The sequence below is a fragment of the Serratia marcescens genome (assembly GCF_006715005.1).
Classification (GTDB): Bacteria; Pseudomonadota; Gammaproteobacteria; order Enterobacterales; family Enterobacteriaceae; genus Serratia; species Serratia montpellierensis.
The window spans coordinates 1309604-1327412 of sequence record NZ_VFMJ01000001.1 but is presented as its reverse complement, the minus strand read 5'-3'; the positions used below and the strand labels follow the sequence as shown (position 1 = coordinate 1327412).

14 protein-coding genes are annotated in these 17809 nt (G+C 61.2%); all 14 read left to right on the top strand.

Annotation, left to right across the window (positions count from 1 at the left end):
• Positions 1 to 430 precede the first annotated feature (430 nt).
• The 14 genes from FHU12_RS06275 (at position 431) to tssA (ending at position 17785) form a co-directional block, all read left to right on the top strand.
• The gene (locus FHU12_RS06275; protein ID WP_141968135.1) at positions 431 to 2770 is read left to right on the top strand and encodes a type VI secretion system Vgr family protein; all 2340 of its coding nucleotides are present in this window, start codon (positions 431 to 433) and stop codon (positions 2768 to 2770) included.
• A gap of 10 nt (positions 2771 to 2780) precedes the next feature.
• Positions 2781 to 3170, top strand: coding sequence for a DUF3592 domain-containing protein (locus FHU12_RS06270; protein WP_141968133.1), 390 nt, complete (start codon positions 2781 to 2783; stop codon positions 3168 to 3170).
• A gap of 102 nt (positions 3171 to 3272) precedes the next feature.
• On the top strand, positions 3273 to 3773 hold the full coding sequence (locus FHU12_RS06265; protein ID WP_141959535.1) for a hypothetical protein: 501 nt from the start codon (positions 3273 to 3275) through the stop codon (positions 3771 to 3773).
• Between the two features lie 173 nt (positions 3774 to 3946).
• A complete protein-coding gene (locus FHU12_RS06260; RefSeq protein WP_141968131.1) occupies positions 3947 to 6499 on the top strand; it encodes a DUF2169 family type VI secretion system accessory protein in 2553 nt (850 codons plus the stop codon).
• Positions 6496 to 7563 (top strand): pentapeptide repeat-containing protein, encoded by a 1068-nt coding sequence (locus FHU12_RS06255; RefSeq protein WP_141968129.1) that lies wholly within the window; start codon positions 6496 to 6498, stop codon positions 7561 to 7563. Before FHU12_RS06260 ends, FHU12_RS06255 begins: the two co-directional genes overlap by 4 nt.
• A gap of 30 nt (positions 7564 to 7593) precedes the next feature.
• Entirely contained in the window at positions 7594 to 8229 is a 636-nt protein-coding gene (locus FHU12_RS06250; protein ID WP_141968127.1) for a DUF3540 domain-containing protein, read from the top strand.
• A 16-nt stretch (positions 8230 to 8245) separates the two neighbouring features.
• Positions 8246 to 8638 carry a DUF4150 domain-containing protein gene (locus tag FHU12_RS06245; RefSeq protein ID WP_004934933.1) on the top strand — a complete coding sequence of 131 codons (393 nt, stop codon included), beginning with the start codon at positions 8246 to 8248 and terminating at the stop codon, positions 8636 to 8638.
• A gap of 47 nt (positions 8639 to 8685) precedes the next feature.
• Positions 8686 to 9186: a type VI secretion system accessory protein TagV gene (tagV, locus tag FHU12_RS06240; protein ID WP_063990282.1), complete on the top strand. Its 501-nt coding sequence runs from the start codon at positions 8686 to 8688 to the stop codon at positions 9184 to 9186.
• Positions 9187 to 9215: 29 nt separating this feature from the next.
• A complete protein-coding gene (gene tssJ / locus FHU12_RS06235; RefSeq protein ID WP_049206024.1) occupies positions 9216 to 9746 on the top strand; it encodes a type VI secretion system lipoprotein TssJ in 531 nt (176 codons plus the stop codon).
• A gap of 40 nt (positions 9747 to 9786) precedes the next feature.
• Entirely contained in the window at positions 9787 to 11133 is a 1347-nt protein-coding gene (tssK, locus tag FHU12_RS06230; protein WP_033638522.1) for a type VI secretion system baseplate subunit TssK, read from the top strand.
• Positions 11134 to 11136: 3 nt separating this feature from the next.
• A complete protein-coding gene (locus FHU12_RS06225; RefSeq protein ID WP_141968125.1) occupies positions 11137 to 12357 on the top strand; it encodes a DotU family type VI secretion system protein in 1221 nt (406 codons plus the stop codon).
• On the top strand, positions 12357 to 15992 hold the full coding sequence (gene tssM / locus FHU12_RS06220) for a type VI secretion system membrane subunit TssM (RefSeq protein ID WP_141968123.1): 3636 nt from the start codon (positions 12357 to 12359) through the stop codon (positions 15990 to 15992). The genes FHU12_RS06225 and tssM overlap by 1 nt, the downstream gene beginning before the upstream one ends.
• A gap of 18 nt (positions 15993 to 16010) precedes the next feature.
• Complete coding sequence (tagF, locus tag FHU12_RS06215; protein ID WP_038876781.1) at positions 16011 to 16730, top strand: type VI secretion system-associated protein TagF; 720 nt, start codon at positions 16011 to 16013, stop codon at positions 16728 to 16730.
• A 23-nt stretch (positions 16731 to 16753) separates the two neighbouring features.
• Positions 16754 to 17785 carry a type VI secretion system protein TssA gene (gene tssA, locus FHU12_RS06210; protein WP_141968121.1) on the top strand — a complete coding sequence of 344 codons (1032 nt, stop codon included), beginning with the start codon at positions 16754 to 16756 and terminating at the stop codon, positions 17783 to 17785.
• Positions 17786 to 17809: the final 24 nt, after the last annotated feature.

Here is a 17809-nt window from a genome sequence, read left to right as displayed (position 1 = left end):
AATCATCCGAATTAACATTCGTTAAATTTATATATTTGATCATCTTTAACTGACGAATGGTAAGGATAAAAAAGAATCAGTGACTTTTTTTACGAAAAAAAAGAGTTGTTTTATAAACACGTTGGCTTAAGTGTTACATATTTATTTCTTGGTATTACCAATTATCCAATAATTTGAGATAAAAAATGATCTACTCATATCTATATGTTTTAGATAATAAAAAACAAGATCGTGAGCGAGTTAACGAATTGAGCATTGATCCACAAGGCTATTTTGCAAATGCAGATCTCTATTGTAGACTGCACAAATCGTGCCTTTGTGTAAACTTTGTTAAATCTTTCGTCAGTTCCTGTCTCAATTCGTGACAGATACGCCATCGGGATCGCGCGTCAATTCTCGTGCGGTAGCTATGCCTAAACCGGGGGATAGTATGGATCGCCTTATCATTGCGCACACGCCTTTGCCCGCCCATCAGCTGCTGTTCCGAAGCCTTTCCGGCGAGGAAAAACTGGCCGGGCTGTTCGAGTTCGACGTCGAGCTGCTCAGCCCTGACAATCGGCTCGATCTGAAAGCACTGCTGGGACAAAAAATCACGCTGGAGCTGCGGGGCAATCCGTTGGCGCCGCGTTATCTCAACGGCAATATCACGCGCATGACCCTCTCCGGACGAGAAGCCGGCGGCAACCGTTACTATATCTACCGCGCCGTGCTGCGCCCCACGCTGTGGTATCTGACGCAAAACCGCGACTTCCGCATCTACCAGGAAAAGACCGTTCCCGACATCCTGACTCAGGTGCTGGGGCAGTATCAGGTGAAAATCGATAACCGCCTGAGTTACGACTACCGCATCTGGGGATACTGCGTGCAGTATCAGGAGAGCGATTTCGACTTCATCAGCCGCCTGATGGAACACGAAGGCATCTATTACTATTTCACGCACCAGCAAGACGGTCATACGCTGGTGCTGGCTGACGCACCGGCGGCGCATCAGGAACTCGCCGGCTACGCCAGCATTCCCTATCAGCTCGCGGAAGGCGGCCTGGTGGAAAATAAAGACAGCATCAACAGCTGGAGCGTCTCGGACGCCATCACGCCCAGCCTGTATAGCCTGGATGACTACGATTTTCGCAAACCGCGCGCGCGGTTGCTGGAGGCCCGGCAGAATCCCGCCTCGTTCGCGCAGGACAAAGCCGAGGTGTTCGACTGGCCCGGGCGATACACCGATCACGCCCACGGCCAGTTTTACGTCAAGGTTCGCCAACAGGAGTTCGAAGCGCAGCATGAGCAGATGAGCGGCGAAGGCAGTTCTCAGGGCATTGCCCCCGGCTACCGTTTCCAACTGACCCAGGCGCCGCGTACGGAAGACAACCAGCCCTACCTGGTCGTCAGCGCGCATTACTTCATGCAGGAAAACAGCTACGCCAGCAATGATAACGACGTTAGCGAGCAGCGTACCGAATTTCAGGTCGTCCCGGCGGGCATCAATTGGCGCCCGGCGCGCACCACGCCCTGGCCGAAAACCCATGGCCCGCAAACCGCCGAAGTGGTTGGCCCGGAAGGCGAAAGCATCTGGACCGATAAATATGGCCGGGTGAAGCTCAAGTTCCGTTGGGACCGCCACGGCAGCGGCAATGAAACCAGCTCCTGCTGGGTGCGCGTTTCCAGCGCCTGGGCCGGCTGGAAATACGGCGGGATCCAGATCCCGCGCGTAGGTGAGGAAGTGGTGGTCGACTTTATCAACGGCGATCCGGATCGCCCAATCATCACCGGTCGCGTTTATAACGAAGACAGCATGCCACCGTGGGATTTGCCGGGTGACGCCACCAAAATGGGCTTTATGAGCCGCAGCAAAGGCGGCGGTGCCGACAACGCCAGCTTCCTGTTCCTGGAAGACGCGCCCGGCAACGAATCTTTCGACATGCACGCCGAACGTAACATGAACATGACGGTGGAAAACGACAAGAACGTCAATATTGACGGCAGCCGCACCACCACCATCGGCCGCCAGCAGGAAGACACCGTCACCGGCGACGCCACGTTCCTGTACAAAGCGAAACGCACCACCACCGTCAATGGGCTCGAAACCGCCAACCTGAACGCGCATCAGACGGTGAACATCAAAGGTGGGCGCGACCTGACGATCATCGACGGCGGCGATAAAATCGACATCACCGGCAATCAGTCCTTCAAGCTTGACGGCGCGCAGACGCAAAACATCACGCAGACTCAACATGTGACGGTGAAAGGCAACCAGACCCTCGACATTACCGAAGGGCAACAGACCAGCACCATCAAGCAGGGGCAGACCGTCAACATCACCGCCGGCGGCCAGCACACCACCATTACTGCCGGCGGGCAAGTCCTGACGATTGAAGCGGGCGGGCAGACCGCTACCGTGACCGGGGATGTCACCGAAACCTATAATAACAACCAGAACACGACGATAACCGGCACGCTGACCATCAAGGCGAAAACCATCGATATCACCAGCGCGGACGGCGTCTCGGTGCAAACGCCGAGCTGGAAAGATAACTGCCACGGCTGGAAATGGGTGGCGACCGGGGCCAATTTTGCCTTCTACGGCTCCAATCTTTCGTTGACGGCGACCAGCCTTAAACACACGATGCTGGATATCTCGCATAACCCGATGTCGATCAGCAAAACCAATTTCAAGCTCAGTAATGATCCCATGACGTTCACTCAGCTTGGCGCGCTGGTCACCAACGGTGCCTTACGACTGAGCACCAAGGCGCTGGCGATCTTTTTATAAAGGGACTCCCATGTCGAAGGCCAAAAATATTTTCACCGTTATCGGGTTGATTTTATTGGCTCCTATTCTCAGCCTGGTGGGATTTTTCAAATTCATCACGGTCGATATCTGGGGCTATTTCAAACATATCGGTTCTTCTCTCAGCGTGATGGAAAACGGCATTTCCGCCTCCGGACAAATCGTCAGCATTCGCCAGACCAATCTGTGGGACGGTAACCGACCGGTCTGCGAAGTCGAAATCAAGTACATCGCCCAAGACGGAAAAAACCATACGGCGGTGGCGAAAGGTCCGATCAGCGTCGTGGATCTGCCGCGATATCAGCCGGGTCATTTCACCGCGATAAAGTACGACCCGAAGAACCCCAAAAAAGCGGTGATCGAAGAGCTTTCTCGGCTTTGAGCAAAAATAAACCTTTCAATCCGCGCGATCCGGTTTCTACGTGCTGAAAGCGACTTATCGTCCATCAGTTCGCTAAATCACCTTGCATAAGGAAGTGTCACGATGGGCGCGTTTATTGCCTTTTCGACGCAGGACAGCCTCGGGGGACAAATCCTGTTTACCTTCTTTGGCATCCTGGTTGGCTGCGTCTTGCTCGCCGCGATCGGCAAAATCTTTTTGTCGGCCAGTCGGGCAGCGGCGTTACCGGTGCGGCTGCTGATTTTTGTCGCGCTGATGCTGGCGATCCTGAAATACAACCAACAAGTGATGTCTGCGGTGAATGCCCCCGCAGAACTGATCGGATTCCTGATCCTGCCCGGTTTTTTGATGGGTTACCTGGGTGCGGCGGCACCCGGCAGACTGGCGCTGGCGATAGAGCTTGGCTGTTTTGCAGCGCTCGCCGTGCTGTTGATTCTGGGCACCGCCGGCATCGGCTTTTTTGCGCCCTACCACCTGGAGAGCGCCGGCCAATTTATCGCCAAGACGATCGCCGCCGCGTTGTCCGTGGCCGCCGTGCTGCTGGTTCGCGGAATCAACGGGAAGGACAGCGCGCTGTCCTCTTGACCATCCATTTCGAAGCGGGGCACGCCCCTCGCATTAACGATCGGCGCTGAGCGCCGCATCGTTTTCTTCATCTGTTGTGACATAGCCTGATATCTATTAAACCGAAAAACGGATTGTTTTTGAGCAAGCAGCCTGGCTGCCGGCTGATATCCACAGGAAGCTTTACACACACAATGAAAGTCGTAAAACCTCTGCGCCTCAGCGCGCTTCATCGCCCCTTCTCTTGGCAAGGGCAAAATCATCTGGGCGTTTCCGTTTTGGCCTTGGCCGATATGGGGGCTTCCCCGCGCCTGCGCCCCGAACCGGAGCTGTGGCAGCTGGCTGCCGAAGAACTCACGTTGAGCGGCGGCGTGCTCGATCTGGCCATCCCGAAAGCCTGTGCGGAGTTTCTCGCCACCGGCAACGCCTACACCCACCATCAACAAGACAAAACCGCCTGCGCCGTGAAGATCCAGCTGGATTCGCTGGAGAAAACGCTGGTGGTTTTCGGCGATCGCCATTGGATCAACGATCGTCCCTCCACTCCCCTTCCTTTTGCAGAAATGCGTCTGGACTGGCGCCGGGCTTACGGCGGCACCCAGTTCGCCGATAATCCGCACGGCATCGGCGCCACTCCAGAAACATTTCCGCAAGGCCGTATCCATCGCCTACCCAATGTCGAACCGCTGCAGGGGCGCCTTACGTCCCCTCGGCAAAGCGCGCAACCGGCAAGCTTTGACGCGTTGGATATCACCTGGCCGCGCCGCTTCTCCCGCATCGGTAAAAACTACGACGCCGACTGGTTGAAAAACGGCTTTCCCGGCTTCGCCAACGACATCGACTGGCGCCTGTTCAACATGGCGGACGACGATCAGCAGTTTCCCCAACGCGACAGCCTGCCGCCCCAGGCCGCCTACCGGATATGGAACATGCACCCGTCGGAGCCAATGCAGCAAGGGCATTTACCGCCGTGGCGCACACGCTGCTTCATCAACCGGCTGCGCGGCGGCGAAGCGCATTTCGAAGAGATCGCCATGCGCCACACCACCGTCTGGTTCTTCCCTCATTGGGAACAGATGCTGCTGATTTATCAGGGCAGCGCGCGCATCAATGAAGACGATGCCGCCGACGTGATGCAGCTGATGCCGGCCCTGGAAATCGAAGGCGAGCCCCGCTCCACCGCGCATTATCGGCAGGTGTTGGCCCAGCGGCTGGATAAAGAGCGGGGTGCCCTGCACGCTTTCCGTGAACAGGAGTTGTTGCCGGAAACCTGCATCGGTGCCTGGCTGGATACGGAAACGCCGACGCTGCAAAGCCCGATGGCGGAAAATATCGCCGCCTACGAGCACCAGCAACGCGAAGCGCACCGCCAGCGCCTGCGGCGTGAAGGCCAGGATATCGATGAACTGTTCCCGCTGCCGTCGCAAGACGCGCCGCCGAAACTGGACCAACTCGCCGAATTCGTCGAGCGTTTGGAAAGCCAGGCCGAGACGCAGTATCAGGACATGCTCAAGCTGGCACAAGCCGAGGGTATCGACCCGCTTAACCCCGGAGGGGATCACGTGCCGCCCTCCGGTGCAGAAAGCTACCAGCAGCAGCGCGATCTGCTGTTCCAGGAGGCGCGCCAGCATCCCGACGCGTTTAGCGACAAGCAGCTGGGGGAAAGCGAGCGCGCGCTGCACAAAATGTATTTAATGTCGGCACAGGCGCAAAGCCCGGCGTTGCGTTTAAGCGGCGATCTGGCGCAGATCATTCGCCAACGCGTCACCGCAGCCATGCTGCGCGATAAAGATCTCAGCGGCCTTGATCTCACGGGCGCCGATCTGTCCGGCATGGATCTCTGCCAGGCTAACCTGCGCGGCGCTTTGCTGGAAAACGCCAATCTGCGCCAAACCCAACTGGTGGGCAGCGATCTTCGCGAGGCGATGTTGGCACGCGCCGATCTCAGCGGCGCCGTCTTGCAACAGGCCAATCTGAGCCACGCCTCTTTGGCCCTGGCGAAATGCGAAGCGACGGATTTCGGCGGCGCGCAGCTGCACGAAACCAACATTCAGCAAACGTTGTTTCAACGCTGCGATTTCACGATGGCGTCATTACGCGATTTGCTGGGATACGAAACCTTGCTCGGGCAGTGTGACTTCAACCGCGCCACGCTGGCCAACATTACGTTGATGGAACTGCAGCTGGAGCAGCTGACATTCAGCCACGCCCGGCTCGACAAAGTCAGCTTCGTCAAATGCCGGCTGCTGGCGGTGAACTTCAGTCAGGCGCGGCTGGAAAGTTGCGCCTGGGTTGATACCGAGACGCAAAACCTCAGCTTCAGCGCCGCACGCCTCACCGCCTGCGCCTTTGCGGCAAAGACGCTGTTGCCGCAGGCGGATTTCAGCGACGCGACGCTAAAGCAGTGCAATTTGCGCCAGATGCCGCTGCAGCGGGCGAATTTCAGCCGTGCGCGCCTCGACAACTGCGACCTGTCAGAAACCCGGCTGAACGAGGCCGATTTTCGCCAGGCCAACGGCAGCGGCAGCTTGTTCATTCGCAGCGATCTATCCCTGGCCAACCTTCGCGACGCCAATTTCATCGCGGCGATCCTGCAAAAATGCGTGCTGTCAGGCGCCGACCTGCAGGGCACCAATCTGTTCCGGGCCGACTTGTCGCAGTCGCAAGTGGATCAGGCGACCCGGCTCGACGGTGCCTATACCGCCAGGGTGAAAACATTGCCTCGCCACAACGGGAAGGAAGTATGACCTCAAAACCTGAGCAGATACGCCAGCGCGTGAAACGCGGCGAGCTGATTGCCGGTGAGGATTTGCACGGTCTGTCATTCGCCGGTATGGATTTGGCCGGCGGCATGTTCAACGAGTTGAACCTGAACGGCGTGAACTTCTCCGATTGCGATCTGCGCGACAGCGTCTTCAGCGATTGCCGGCTCGAACACGCACAATTTGTACGGGCGAACCTGAAGCAAACGGCCTTCAATCAGTGCGCCATGTCAGCCAGCCGCTTCAGCGAGAGCCATATCGAACTGACGATGTTCAACGACTGCCGGCTTGAACAGAGCGACTTCAGCCGGCTCTCGCTCAACCAAAGCCACTGGATGTCATGCCAATTAGCCGGCGCGAATTTTTCCGCCACTCAGCACGATCGCACCACCTTTTACGAAAGCCCGCTCGACGCCGCTGATTTGAGCCATACGCGACTCTCACTTGTCACGTTCTTTCGATTAAACCTGTGTGAAACACGGTTTGAATGTGCGGATTTCGACCGTGTCACGTTTTTCGAATGTGACCATCGCGGCAAAAGTTACGCCGGGCAGCGCCTGATCGCCTGCCAGTTTACCGATAACCAATTGGACGACGTCGACTTCAGCCAGGCGACGCTGCGCCAGAGCAATTTCAAGGGCGCTTCGCTGCGGCGCGCCAACCTGACCAGCGTACAGGCGCAGCAGTCGCTGTGGCTGGAGGCCAATCTGACTCAGGCACAGTGCCGCGGCGGGCAGTTCGATCAGGCTATCTTCAGCGAAGCGACGCTGGATGCCGCCAACTTCAGCCAGGCGCGCCTGTATCAAAGCGTATTCCAGCACAGCCGCGCGGCGCGTTGTGATTTCAGCGACAGCGACCTGACCTACGCCGATTTCTGTTATGCCGACATCGGCGCCGCCGATTTCCGGCGCGCGCGTTTTATGCGCACCCGCATGCACCGCGCCCACCAGCAGCAAACGCGCTGGGGCGATCGCAGCGGGATCCTCGAACGCGACGAAGAGCTGTACGCCGCCGAAACCTGGAGCGCACAGCGCCAGAGCCGAATCTGAATGCATTGACCACTTCACGAGGGGATCACCATGAGCGTTGCCAACACAACTCGCGCCGTCAACATCGCACCGCCCCAGCAGGCCGCCGGCCAGGTCGTCAACCTGTTGCCGGACGGCAGCCTGGTAGTGGAGTGCGAAGGCCGCGGCTGGCATTGCCGCCGGGCGGCGAGCTGCCTGCTGACGCCGGCTATCGGCGATAGCGTGCTGGTCGCCGGCTGCGGCCACCAGCTGTGGGCGATCGCCGTCCTCGAACGTGCGGAACCGCAAAGCGCGACGCGGCTCTGCGTCGCAGGCGATCTGCAGATTGAAACGCCGAACGGCTCGCTGTCGCTGCACAGTGCGCAGGCATTGCAACTGCGCGGCGATGCCATGACGCTGCAGGCCAACAGCGGCGACTGCCACGTCGACAAGATGAAATACAGCGGCGAGGAGCTGTCGGCCTTCGTCAGCGTCAGCCGTTTGGTCGGCAAACGCTGCGAGTCGCTGTGGCATTCGGTCAGCCAGATCAGCCATTCGCTGTTCCGCAAAGTGCGCCAAACCGAGCACGTGCGCGCCGGGCAACTGGATTATCAGGCGGAAGATTACGCCCGCATTCATGCCCGCAACACGCTCATTACCTCAAAAGACATCACCAAGCTGGATTCGGAACAAATCCACGTCGGATAACCTGCGGAGGCCTTTTATGTTTGCCAACAGCCAAATGATCGGTGTGGACCTGGCGTTTCCCGACGTCTGTCTGACGCCAAGCCCGGCGCCGGTGCCCGTGCCCTACCCGGATATCGCCCTGGCGCCGACCGCTATCCCGAACGCGTTCAACATTCTGTTCGTCGGCACCCCGGCGCACAACATGGCGACGGTGACGCCGCTGACCAACGGCGACAACCCCGGCGTGGCCACCGGCGTCGCTTCCGGGACGGTGATGGGGCCGTCCCGCCACCTGACCGGCGCCTTTACCGTATTGCTCAAAGGCACCCCGGCCACCCGGCTGACCAGCCTCAGCCTGCAGAATTCCACCAACGCGCTCGGCATGCGCATCGTGCCGAGCCAATTAAAAGTGTTGCTGCTTGCGCCCTGATGACGGCGCCTTATTACACAGCCATTCAATCAAGAAAAGAGGACATTGTGAAAACACGGATTACCCTGACGCTGCTGACCGCCCTGACGCTTGCCGGTTGTTCCACCCCGCCGCCGCCGCCGCCGGCGCTCAATAACGACGCCCTCGTCAGCAGTGAAGTCAACGGCGTCACGCTGCAGCACCGCGCCGCGGTAAGCGCGCCGAAGCAGTTCAAGCCGATCGGTGAAGAATACCGCAGCCTGTATGCCGCCAGCATCATGAGCAGCCCAAATTATACCGGCACCGCCGTCGGCAGCCTGGACAACGCCGCCGCGTTCTACGCGCTGGGCGAAGTGGAGAACAACTGGCTGGCGATCTCCGCCATCCGCGGGGGCGACCTGATGGGATATATCCAGGCCAACGCCGGCGTGCCGGAAGCGCGCTACAAATCGACGCTGCGCAAAGATCTGCCGCGCCGCGCACGCGCCGCCAAACAGGACTGCGTCAAAGTCGGCGGCGACAGCAAGGCGTGTAAAAACGCCGGCTCAGCCACCTGGATCCTCCAGTAGTCAGCACGCCTGCGGGCGACGAGATTCCCATGATGACGACCCCTATCGCTTCCCGCTGGTGCGGGATGCTGTTTCTGCTGCTGGGCGCGCTGGCGCTCGGCGGCTGCATGTCTTCCGCCAAAAGCGTGCCGTCGCGTTACAGCCTGGTGTTCGATGCCGATCGCCAGGTCAACGCCGCCGCCGGCGCGCAACCGGCGCCGATCAAAATTCGCGTGTTGCTGCTGCGTTCGGATGCGGAATTCATGGATGCCGACTTCTTCAGTCTGCAAAACGACGCCAAAAGCGTGCTCGGCAACAGCCTGCTGGACAGCGATCAGTTCTTCCTGACGCCGGGCCAGACCGGTAAGAAGCTCGGCGGGCAAAGCGCATTGGACGCACGTTACATCGGCGTGATCGCCGAATATCAAAATCTGGACGGCAAGACCTGGCGCATTTCACTGCCGCTGCCGGAACCCACCGAAACCAATTTCTACAAGGTATGGCAATTCTCGCCGGATGAGCTGGAAGCGCATATCGTCGCGGGCGTGAGTGGCCTGCGCCCCGTAAAAAAGGTCGACTGACCTACCGCTGCGCTGAAGCGAAGTAACTATAGGTGTGATGATGAAAGATGCTCATAAGGTTGTCTGGACTGAGGGGATGTTTTTGCGCCCTCACCATTTCCAGCAGGCGGAAAACTATCTCGAAGGCTATATGCGCAACTGGGGCCAGGCCCACAGCGGCTGTTTCTGGGGGTTCCTGACCCTGGATCTGGACCAAACGCTGCTGCGCCAGGGCAAGATTGCGCTCAACGCCGCCAGCGGCATCATGCCGGACGGCACGCCGTTTCGCTTCGCCGGCGCCCAGCAGGCACCCGCGCCGCTGACCATCGCCGAAAACAAGACCGGTGAAAACGTGGTGCTGGCCCTGCCGACCTATCGCGCGGGGCGTGAAGACGTGATCTTTCAGGAAAGCCCGGAGGCGCTGGCGCGCTATCTGGCTTACGAGAACGAAGTCGACGATCTCAACGCCGTCTCGGTGGGCAGCGCGGCGCTGCAGTTCGGCCGCCTGCGCCTGCGGCTGATGCTGGAGAGCGAACTCAACGCCGAATGGACCGCGCTCGGCGTGACCCGCGTGCTGGAAAAACGCGGCGACAACAGCCTGCGCCTCGATACCGCGCAGATCCCGCCGATGCTGAACTGCCAGGGCAACCCGGTACTGAAGACCTTCATCAACGATCTGCAGGGCCTGCTGCAACAGCGCAGCCAGCAGATGAGCCAGCGCCTGCTGCAGCCGGGCCGCGGCGGCAGTTCCGAAATGGTCGATTTCATGCTGCTGCAGCTGATCAATCGCCATCTTGGCCAGGTGAGCCACGCCTACCACCTCGACCATCTGCACCCGGAGCGCCTGTTCGCCGATTGGCTGCAGTTCGCCACCGAGCTCGCCAGCTTCTCGGCGCAGCGCACCCCGGAAGGCCGCCTGCCGGTGTATGACCACGACAATCTGGCGCTGTGCTTCGGCAAGCTGATGCTGTTGCTGCGTCAGGGGCTGTCGGTGGTGCTGGAAGACAACGCCATTCAGCTGACGCTGGTCGAACGCTCCCACGGGCTGAACGTCGCCACCGTGCAGGACGCCAAAATGATGCGCGATTTCGGCTTCGTGCTGGCGGTGCGCGCCGACGTGGCCGCCGAGGTGTTGCTGACCCATTTCCCGGCGCAGATGAAGATCGCCCCGGTCACGCGCATCCGCGATCTGGTGCAGCTGCAGCTGCCGGGCATCGGTCTGCGCACCATGCCCGCTGCGCCGCGCCAGATCCCCTATCACGCCGGCTACACCTACTTCGAGCTGGAAAAAGGCGGCGACCTGTGGAAACAGATGGAAAAATCCAGCGCCTTCGCCCTGCACCTGGCCGGCGAATTCCCGGGGCTGGACATGGAATTTTGGGCGATTCGCAGCCATACGGACCGGTAACCTATGACTCAGGAAAATAGCACGGCGCCGGCGGCCAACCCGCTGGTAGATGCCGCCAACCCGCTGCTGAACGCCATTTCGCAGATCCGCCAGTCGGCCACGCACGCCAACCCGGCGCAGCTGCGCCAACAGCTGATCGACGAAATGCGCCGCTTCGAGATCCGTGGCCAACGCGCCAACCTGCCGTACGAAGTGATCATCGGCGCGCGTTATTGCCTGTGCACCGCGCTGGATGAAGCGGCGGCGCTGACCCCGTGGGGCAGCAACAGCGTGTGGTCCGGCAGCGGGCTGCTGGTGACCTTCCATAACGAAACCTGGGGCGGCGAGAAGTTTTTCCAGCTGCTGGCCAAGCTGTCGCAAAGCCCGCGCGAGCACATCAACCTGCTGGAGCTGATCAATTATTGCCTGCTGCTGGGCTTTGAAGGCCGCTACCGGGTGATGGAAAACGGCCGATCGCAGCTGGAAACCATGAAGCAGCGCCTGCTGCAGCTGATCCGGACGGTGCGCGGCGGCTACGCCCCGCCCCTGTCGCCTCATGCGCTGGATCTGCCGGTGCAGCAGAAGCTGTGGCGGCCGCTGGTGCCGCTGTGGGCCTGCGTGGCGCTGACCGGCTTCCTGGCTTCGCTGCTGTTCATCGCCCTCAACTGGCGGCTGGGCGATAACACCAGCCCGGTGCTGGCGGCAATTTACCAAACCAATCTGCCGCAGGTGGCGATCGGTAACCCGGCGCCGGCCGCACCGCCGACGCTGAGCCTGAAAAGTTTCCTGCGCAAAGAGATCGCCGAAGGGTTGGTGGTGGTGCGGGATGAAGCGCAGCAAAGCGTGGTGATCCTCAAAGGCGACGGGCTGTTCGACTCCGCGGCCACCACGGTGCGCGCCAACTATATTCCGGTCATCGACCGCATCGCCGCCGCCATGAACGGCGTCAGCGGCAAGATCCTGGTCACCGGCTACAGCGACAACGTGCCGATCCGCAGCGCCCGTTTCGCCTCCAACTGGGAGCTGTCGCTGGCGCGCGCCGAAGCGGTCAGCGCCCGCTTGCAAAAACACCTCGCCAACCCGCAGCGGGTCAAGGCCGAGGGCCGCGGCGATAGCAACCCCGTTGCGTCGAACGATAACAAAGTGAACCGTGCGTTGAACCGCCGGGTAGAAATTACGCTGTTGGTCGCCCCGGAAAACACCCAGGCGGAAATCAACGGCTTGCCGCAAGGAACCGGAAAGTAATGCTCAGTACGTTATTCTCCATCATCACCAGCCGCCTGCTGTGGGGCTTTGTCGGCATCACCGCGCTGGCGTTCATCATCTGGACGATCGGCCCGCTGGTGGCCATCGGCGACTATCGCCCGCTGGAGCCGGAACTCAACCGCCAGATCGCCATCGGCGTTATCTACCTGATCTGGTTCCTGTGCCGCCTGATCCCGCGCCTCTACAGCGCCTGGTTCAACAGTCGCCTGCTGAGCAATCTGCGCGCCGCCGAAGCGGTGCCGGCGGAAGACGGCAAGCCCGAGATCAAACAAGACGATCAGCTGGCGCAGCGCTTCGACGAAGCGGCGCAGCTGCTGAAAAAGGCGCGCTTCGCACCGGGCCAGGGCGACGGCAAACATCGCTGGATGACCCGCTTCAGCCGCCAATATCTGTACCAGCTGCCGTGGTATGTGATCATCGGCGCGCCCGGCGCCGGTAAAACCACCGCGCTGGTCAACTCCGGCCTGCACTTCCCGCTGGCGGATCGCTTCGGCAAAGCCGCGCTGCGCGGCGTGGGCGGCACCCGCAACTGCGACTGGTGGTTTACCAACGACGCCGTGCTGCTCGACACCGCCGGCCGCTACACCACCCAGGAAAGCCAGCGCGAAGAAGATGCCGGCGAGTGGCAAAGCTTCGTCGCGCTGCTGAAAAAATACCGCACCCGCCAGCCGATCAACGGCGTGATGGTGACCATCAGCGTCGCCGATCTGCTGAGCGACAGCGCCGAAGCACGCAGCGCTCAGGCCAGCGCACTGCGCAAACGCCTGATCGAACTGCACGAACAGCTGGGCATTCACTTCCCGGTCTATGTGCTGGTGACCAAAACCGACCTGCTCAACGGCTTTATGGCCTACTTCGGCAGCTTCGACAAAGCGCAGCGCGACCAGATCTGGGGATTCACCTTCCCTTACGAGCGCTCGCGGCAGCCGGACTTCAATCTGAACGCCGCCTTCGAACAGCAATACGCCCTGCTGCAACAGCGGCTGGACGCGGCGCTGCCGGATACGCTGCTGATGGAGCACGACGCGCGCCAGCGCGCCGAAAGCTACCTGTTCCCGCAGGAGTTCGCCGCGCTGCGCCCGCTGCTGAGCCAATACCTGGAACAGGTGTTCGCCACCTCCAGTTTTGAAACCCGCTTTACCCCGCGCGGCATCTATTTCACCAGCGGCACGCAGGAAGGCCTGCCGTTCGACCGGGTGATGGGCGAGCTGAACCGCTACCTGCAGCTGCCGACGGCCAACTCAGGGGCGCAGGCCAACGCGGCCTGGGACAGCGTGGGCCAGGAAGCGCCGATCCCGGCGGCCAAAGGCCAGAGCTTCTTCCTGAAAGAGACGCTGGAATCGGTGGTCTTCCAGGAATCCGGGCTGGCGGGCAGCAACCGCTGGTGGGAATACCGCAATCGCGCCCTGCACTGGGCGGGGTACATCGCGCTGGCGGTGATCCTGGCGGTGCTGGCGATGCTCTGGTTCACCAGCTACGGCAACAACAAGGCCTATCTGGCGGAAGTGGCCGCCAAGGTGCCCGGCGTCGAGCGCCAGGGGCAAAGCCTGACGCAATTGGGCAACGGCGACATGTTCTCGCTGCTGCCGTTCCTCAACAGCCTGCTGCATCTGCCGGACAGCCAGAACTTTTCACTGGACGATCCGCCGTTCACCTACCGCATGGGGCTGTTCCGCGGCGATCAGGTGGGCGACGCCGGCAATGCGTTGTACCAAAAAGCGCTGAAAGAACTGCTGCTGCCGCAGGTGGCGCAGCAGATCGCCACCACGCTGCGCAACGACAACCACGGCGACGCGGACTTCAGCTACGAAGCGCTGAAGGCCTATCAGATGCTGTATCTGCCAAAGCAGTACGACGGCAAATTCCTGCGCGCCTGGGTGATGCTCAACCTGCAACGCAACCTGCCGCAGGGCAGCACGCAGAAACAGCTGCAGCAGATCGAATGGCACCTGAGCCAGCTGCTGGATGCGCAGATCCAGGCCTCGCCTTACGCCAAAGATGAACAGCTGGTGGCGCAAGCGCAGGCCGCCATCAATCGGGCGCCGCTGTCGCAGCGCGTCTATGGCCGCCTCAAGCGCCTGCTGCTGAAACAGACCGACATCAAGCCGGTCAGCCTGGTCGATTTGGCCGGCCCGCAGACCGAACTGGCGTTCAGCCGCAAAAGCGGCAAACCGGTGACCGACGGCGTGCCGGGTCTGTTCACCTCACAAGGGTACTGGAAAGCGTTCAACGACAACATCGACCCGGTGACCGACACCCTGCGCAAGGAAGACGTCTGGGTGTTGAACAGCCAGACGCCGGAGCAGAAAAGCGCCGATCTGACCAAGACCATCCGCCAGCTGTACATGCAGGACTTCATCAGCGCCTGGGATGCGCTGCTGGGAGATATCCAACTGGCCAACATCGGCAACCTGACCCAGCGCATCAGCAGCGCGCGCCTGCTGTCCGGCAACCCGTCGCCGATGCGCAACCTGCTGGTCAACGTCAGCAAAAACGTCACCCTGCGCGACGAGAAAAGCGACGGCGACTCCCGCTCGCTGCTGGCCAAAACCGAAGACAGGCTGAATCAAAACGCCAACCGCACGCTGGAAGCACTGTTCACTAACCGACCGGCCAACGCCGACGGTGACGTGTCGGCCCAGCCGGAACAGCTGGTGATGGCGCACTTCGCGCCGCTGCTGGAGCTGGCGCAAAGCCAGGGCGAAGGCAATAAGGCGATCCCTTTCGACAGCGTGCTGAAGCAGGTCGATGAGCTGTACAGCTATCTGACCGCGGTGCAGGGTGCGGCCAACAGCGGCATGTCGGCGCCGCCGAGCGACATCATCCCGCGCCTGCAGGCCGAATCCGGCCGTCTGCCGGTGCCGTTCAAACAGATGCTGCTGTCGCTGGCGATCGGCGCCAGCAGCGACACCCAGCGCAAAGAGATGGAGAACGTGAAAAAGCGTATCAGCTTCGAGGTCGGCAGCTTCTGCCGCCAGGCGATCGCCGGCCGCTATCCGCTGGTGGCCCGGGCGCGCCAGGACGTGACGCCGGACGATCTGGCACGCATGTTCGCGCCGAACAGCGGGCTGATGGACAGCTTCTTCCGCGACAACCTGCAGGGCAAGGTCGATACCACCCGCGCCAACTGGCGTTTCACCCCCGGCGTGGACGGTAAAACGCTGCCCGGCGGCGAAGGCATCCTGCGTTCGTTCCAGCAGGCGCAGCGCATCCGCGACGCCTTCTTCGCCAACGGCACGGCAACGCCCTCCTACCGCGTGACCGTGCGGCCGGTGCGGATGGATAACGACATCCTCAACCTGACGTTGGATATCGACGGGCAGCTGTTCAAATACAGCCACGGCCCACAGGTGCCGCTGGTGGTCAGTTGGCCGGGCACACGCAATACCAACCAGGTGCATTTGCAGCTGGCGCTGGCCAACGGCACCACCGCCAGTCTGGTGACCAGCGGGCCATGGGCGCTGAACCGCCTGGTGGACATGGCGCAATCCTCGGGCACCGGCGGCCTCGGCCGCCAGGCGACGTTTAATCTCGACGGCCATCGCGTCACGCTGGAGTTCACGCCCAACAGCATCCGCAATCCGTTCCAACTGCCGGCCTTCTCGTGCCCGTAGCCCCGAAAGGACATGACCATGAGCACTGATTCAAGCGCCCCGACGAGCCTCGGCTGGTACGGCAAACTTCCTTCCGCCGGCGATTTTCTGCAGCGCCGCCTGCCCGATCCGGTGGTCAATAACTGGGCCCACTGGTTCCATAACGGGCTGGTGAATTTGCAGCGCGATGCGCAGGGGCCAAACGGCCACCCGTTCAGCAACGCGCCGGTGTGGAACTTCGTGATCCCCGCCACGCTCGGCAGCCCGTACGTGCAGATGGGCTGCCTGTTGCCGGCGCGCGATCGCGTCGGGCGGCGCTACCCGATCTGCGCGCTGCGCCTGTTCAGCCTGCAAGAATGGCGCCCGCAACAGCTGAACATGGCGGCGAGCTGGTACCAGCAGCTCGGCCATACCCTGCTGAACGGCGTGCGCAACGGCTTCTCCGCCGAACAGATCGACCGCACGCTGCAGGCAATCCCGGCGCTGCCCAGCCCGCCGGCGGAAGCGGATTCCGAGATATTGTCGATTATCGGTTTTCAGCATCCGGACGTGCCGGGTCTCGGCTGGCAACAGGCCGCCGACTGTTTCGACCCGGCGCAGTACACCAGCTTCTGGTGGACCAATCAGGCCGACGGACACCCGCTCTACACTCACGTGCACAGCGGCAACCTCACCGTGCAGCTGTTTTCACTGCTGTTCGAGCCCAACGGTTGGGCGCGCCCCGGCCGCGGTGGCCAGTACCCGCAAATGTTTGATTAACATCGTTCGTTGAAGGAAATTCTATGGCTATCGACACCGATACCCTGCTGGCCCCGGTTGACGCGGACAATCCCTGCGGCGACAACCTGGAATACGACGCCGACTTTCTGGCCATGGCGCGCGCCGCCACCGGCAAGGCCGAACAGCAGTTCGGCAGCACCATCATTCCGGAAGAAGCGCCGGATTGGGTGCAGGTCGAACGCCTCGCGACCTCGCTGCTGGCGCGCACCAAAGACCTGCGCGTCATGCTGTACCTCACCCGCGCCTGGACCCAGCTGCGCGGGTTGCCGGGCTACGCCGACGGGCTGACGCTGATCCACCAGTCGATACTCCGTTACTGGGATGCCCTGCAGCCGGCATTGACGTTCGACGGCGAAGCCGACCCGCTGTTTCGCATCAATGCGTTGGCCGACCTCGGCGACAAAGCCGCGTTGGCCGCCAGCGTGCGCACTGCGCCGCTGCTGAAAAGCGCCGCCGGTGAAATCTCGCTGCGCGACGCCGGCGCCCTGCTCGACGGCAGCAAGCAAGAGTGCCCCAACTTTCCCGGCGGCCGCGCACGGCTGCAGGATGAGCTGGCGCAGCAGGGCCGCCCCGAAGGCGCACTGGTGATCCACATCGCCAACACCCTGGGCGCCATTCGCAGTGAAGTGACCCGCCATCTGGGGGAAAGCGCCCTGCCGGAAATGAGCGCGCTGACCAAGGTATTTTCTCTGGTGGCGCTCGCCGGCCAGAGCGATGCCCCGACCGCCGCCGAACCCGAAGCCCCGCCAGACGCCGCCATCCTGCAGCAACCGGCTGCGATGCAAAGCGCCACGGCACCGCTCAACTGGCGCAGCGCGCAGATCCAGTCGCGCGACGACGCCCAGCTGATGCTGGACAAGGTGAAAAATTATTTTCGTCTTCATGAGCCGAGCCACCCGGCGCCGCTGATGATCGATCGGGTCCAGCGGCTGATTACGCTGGACTTTATGCAAATCGTCCGCGATTTGGCGCCCGATGGGCTTAACCAACTGGAGACCATTCTCGGTCGCCCCAACAACGAGGAGAACAGCTAGCCGCCGACTTTTGTTCTCTTGACG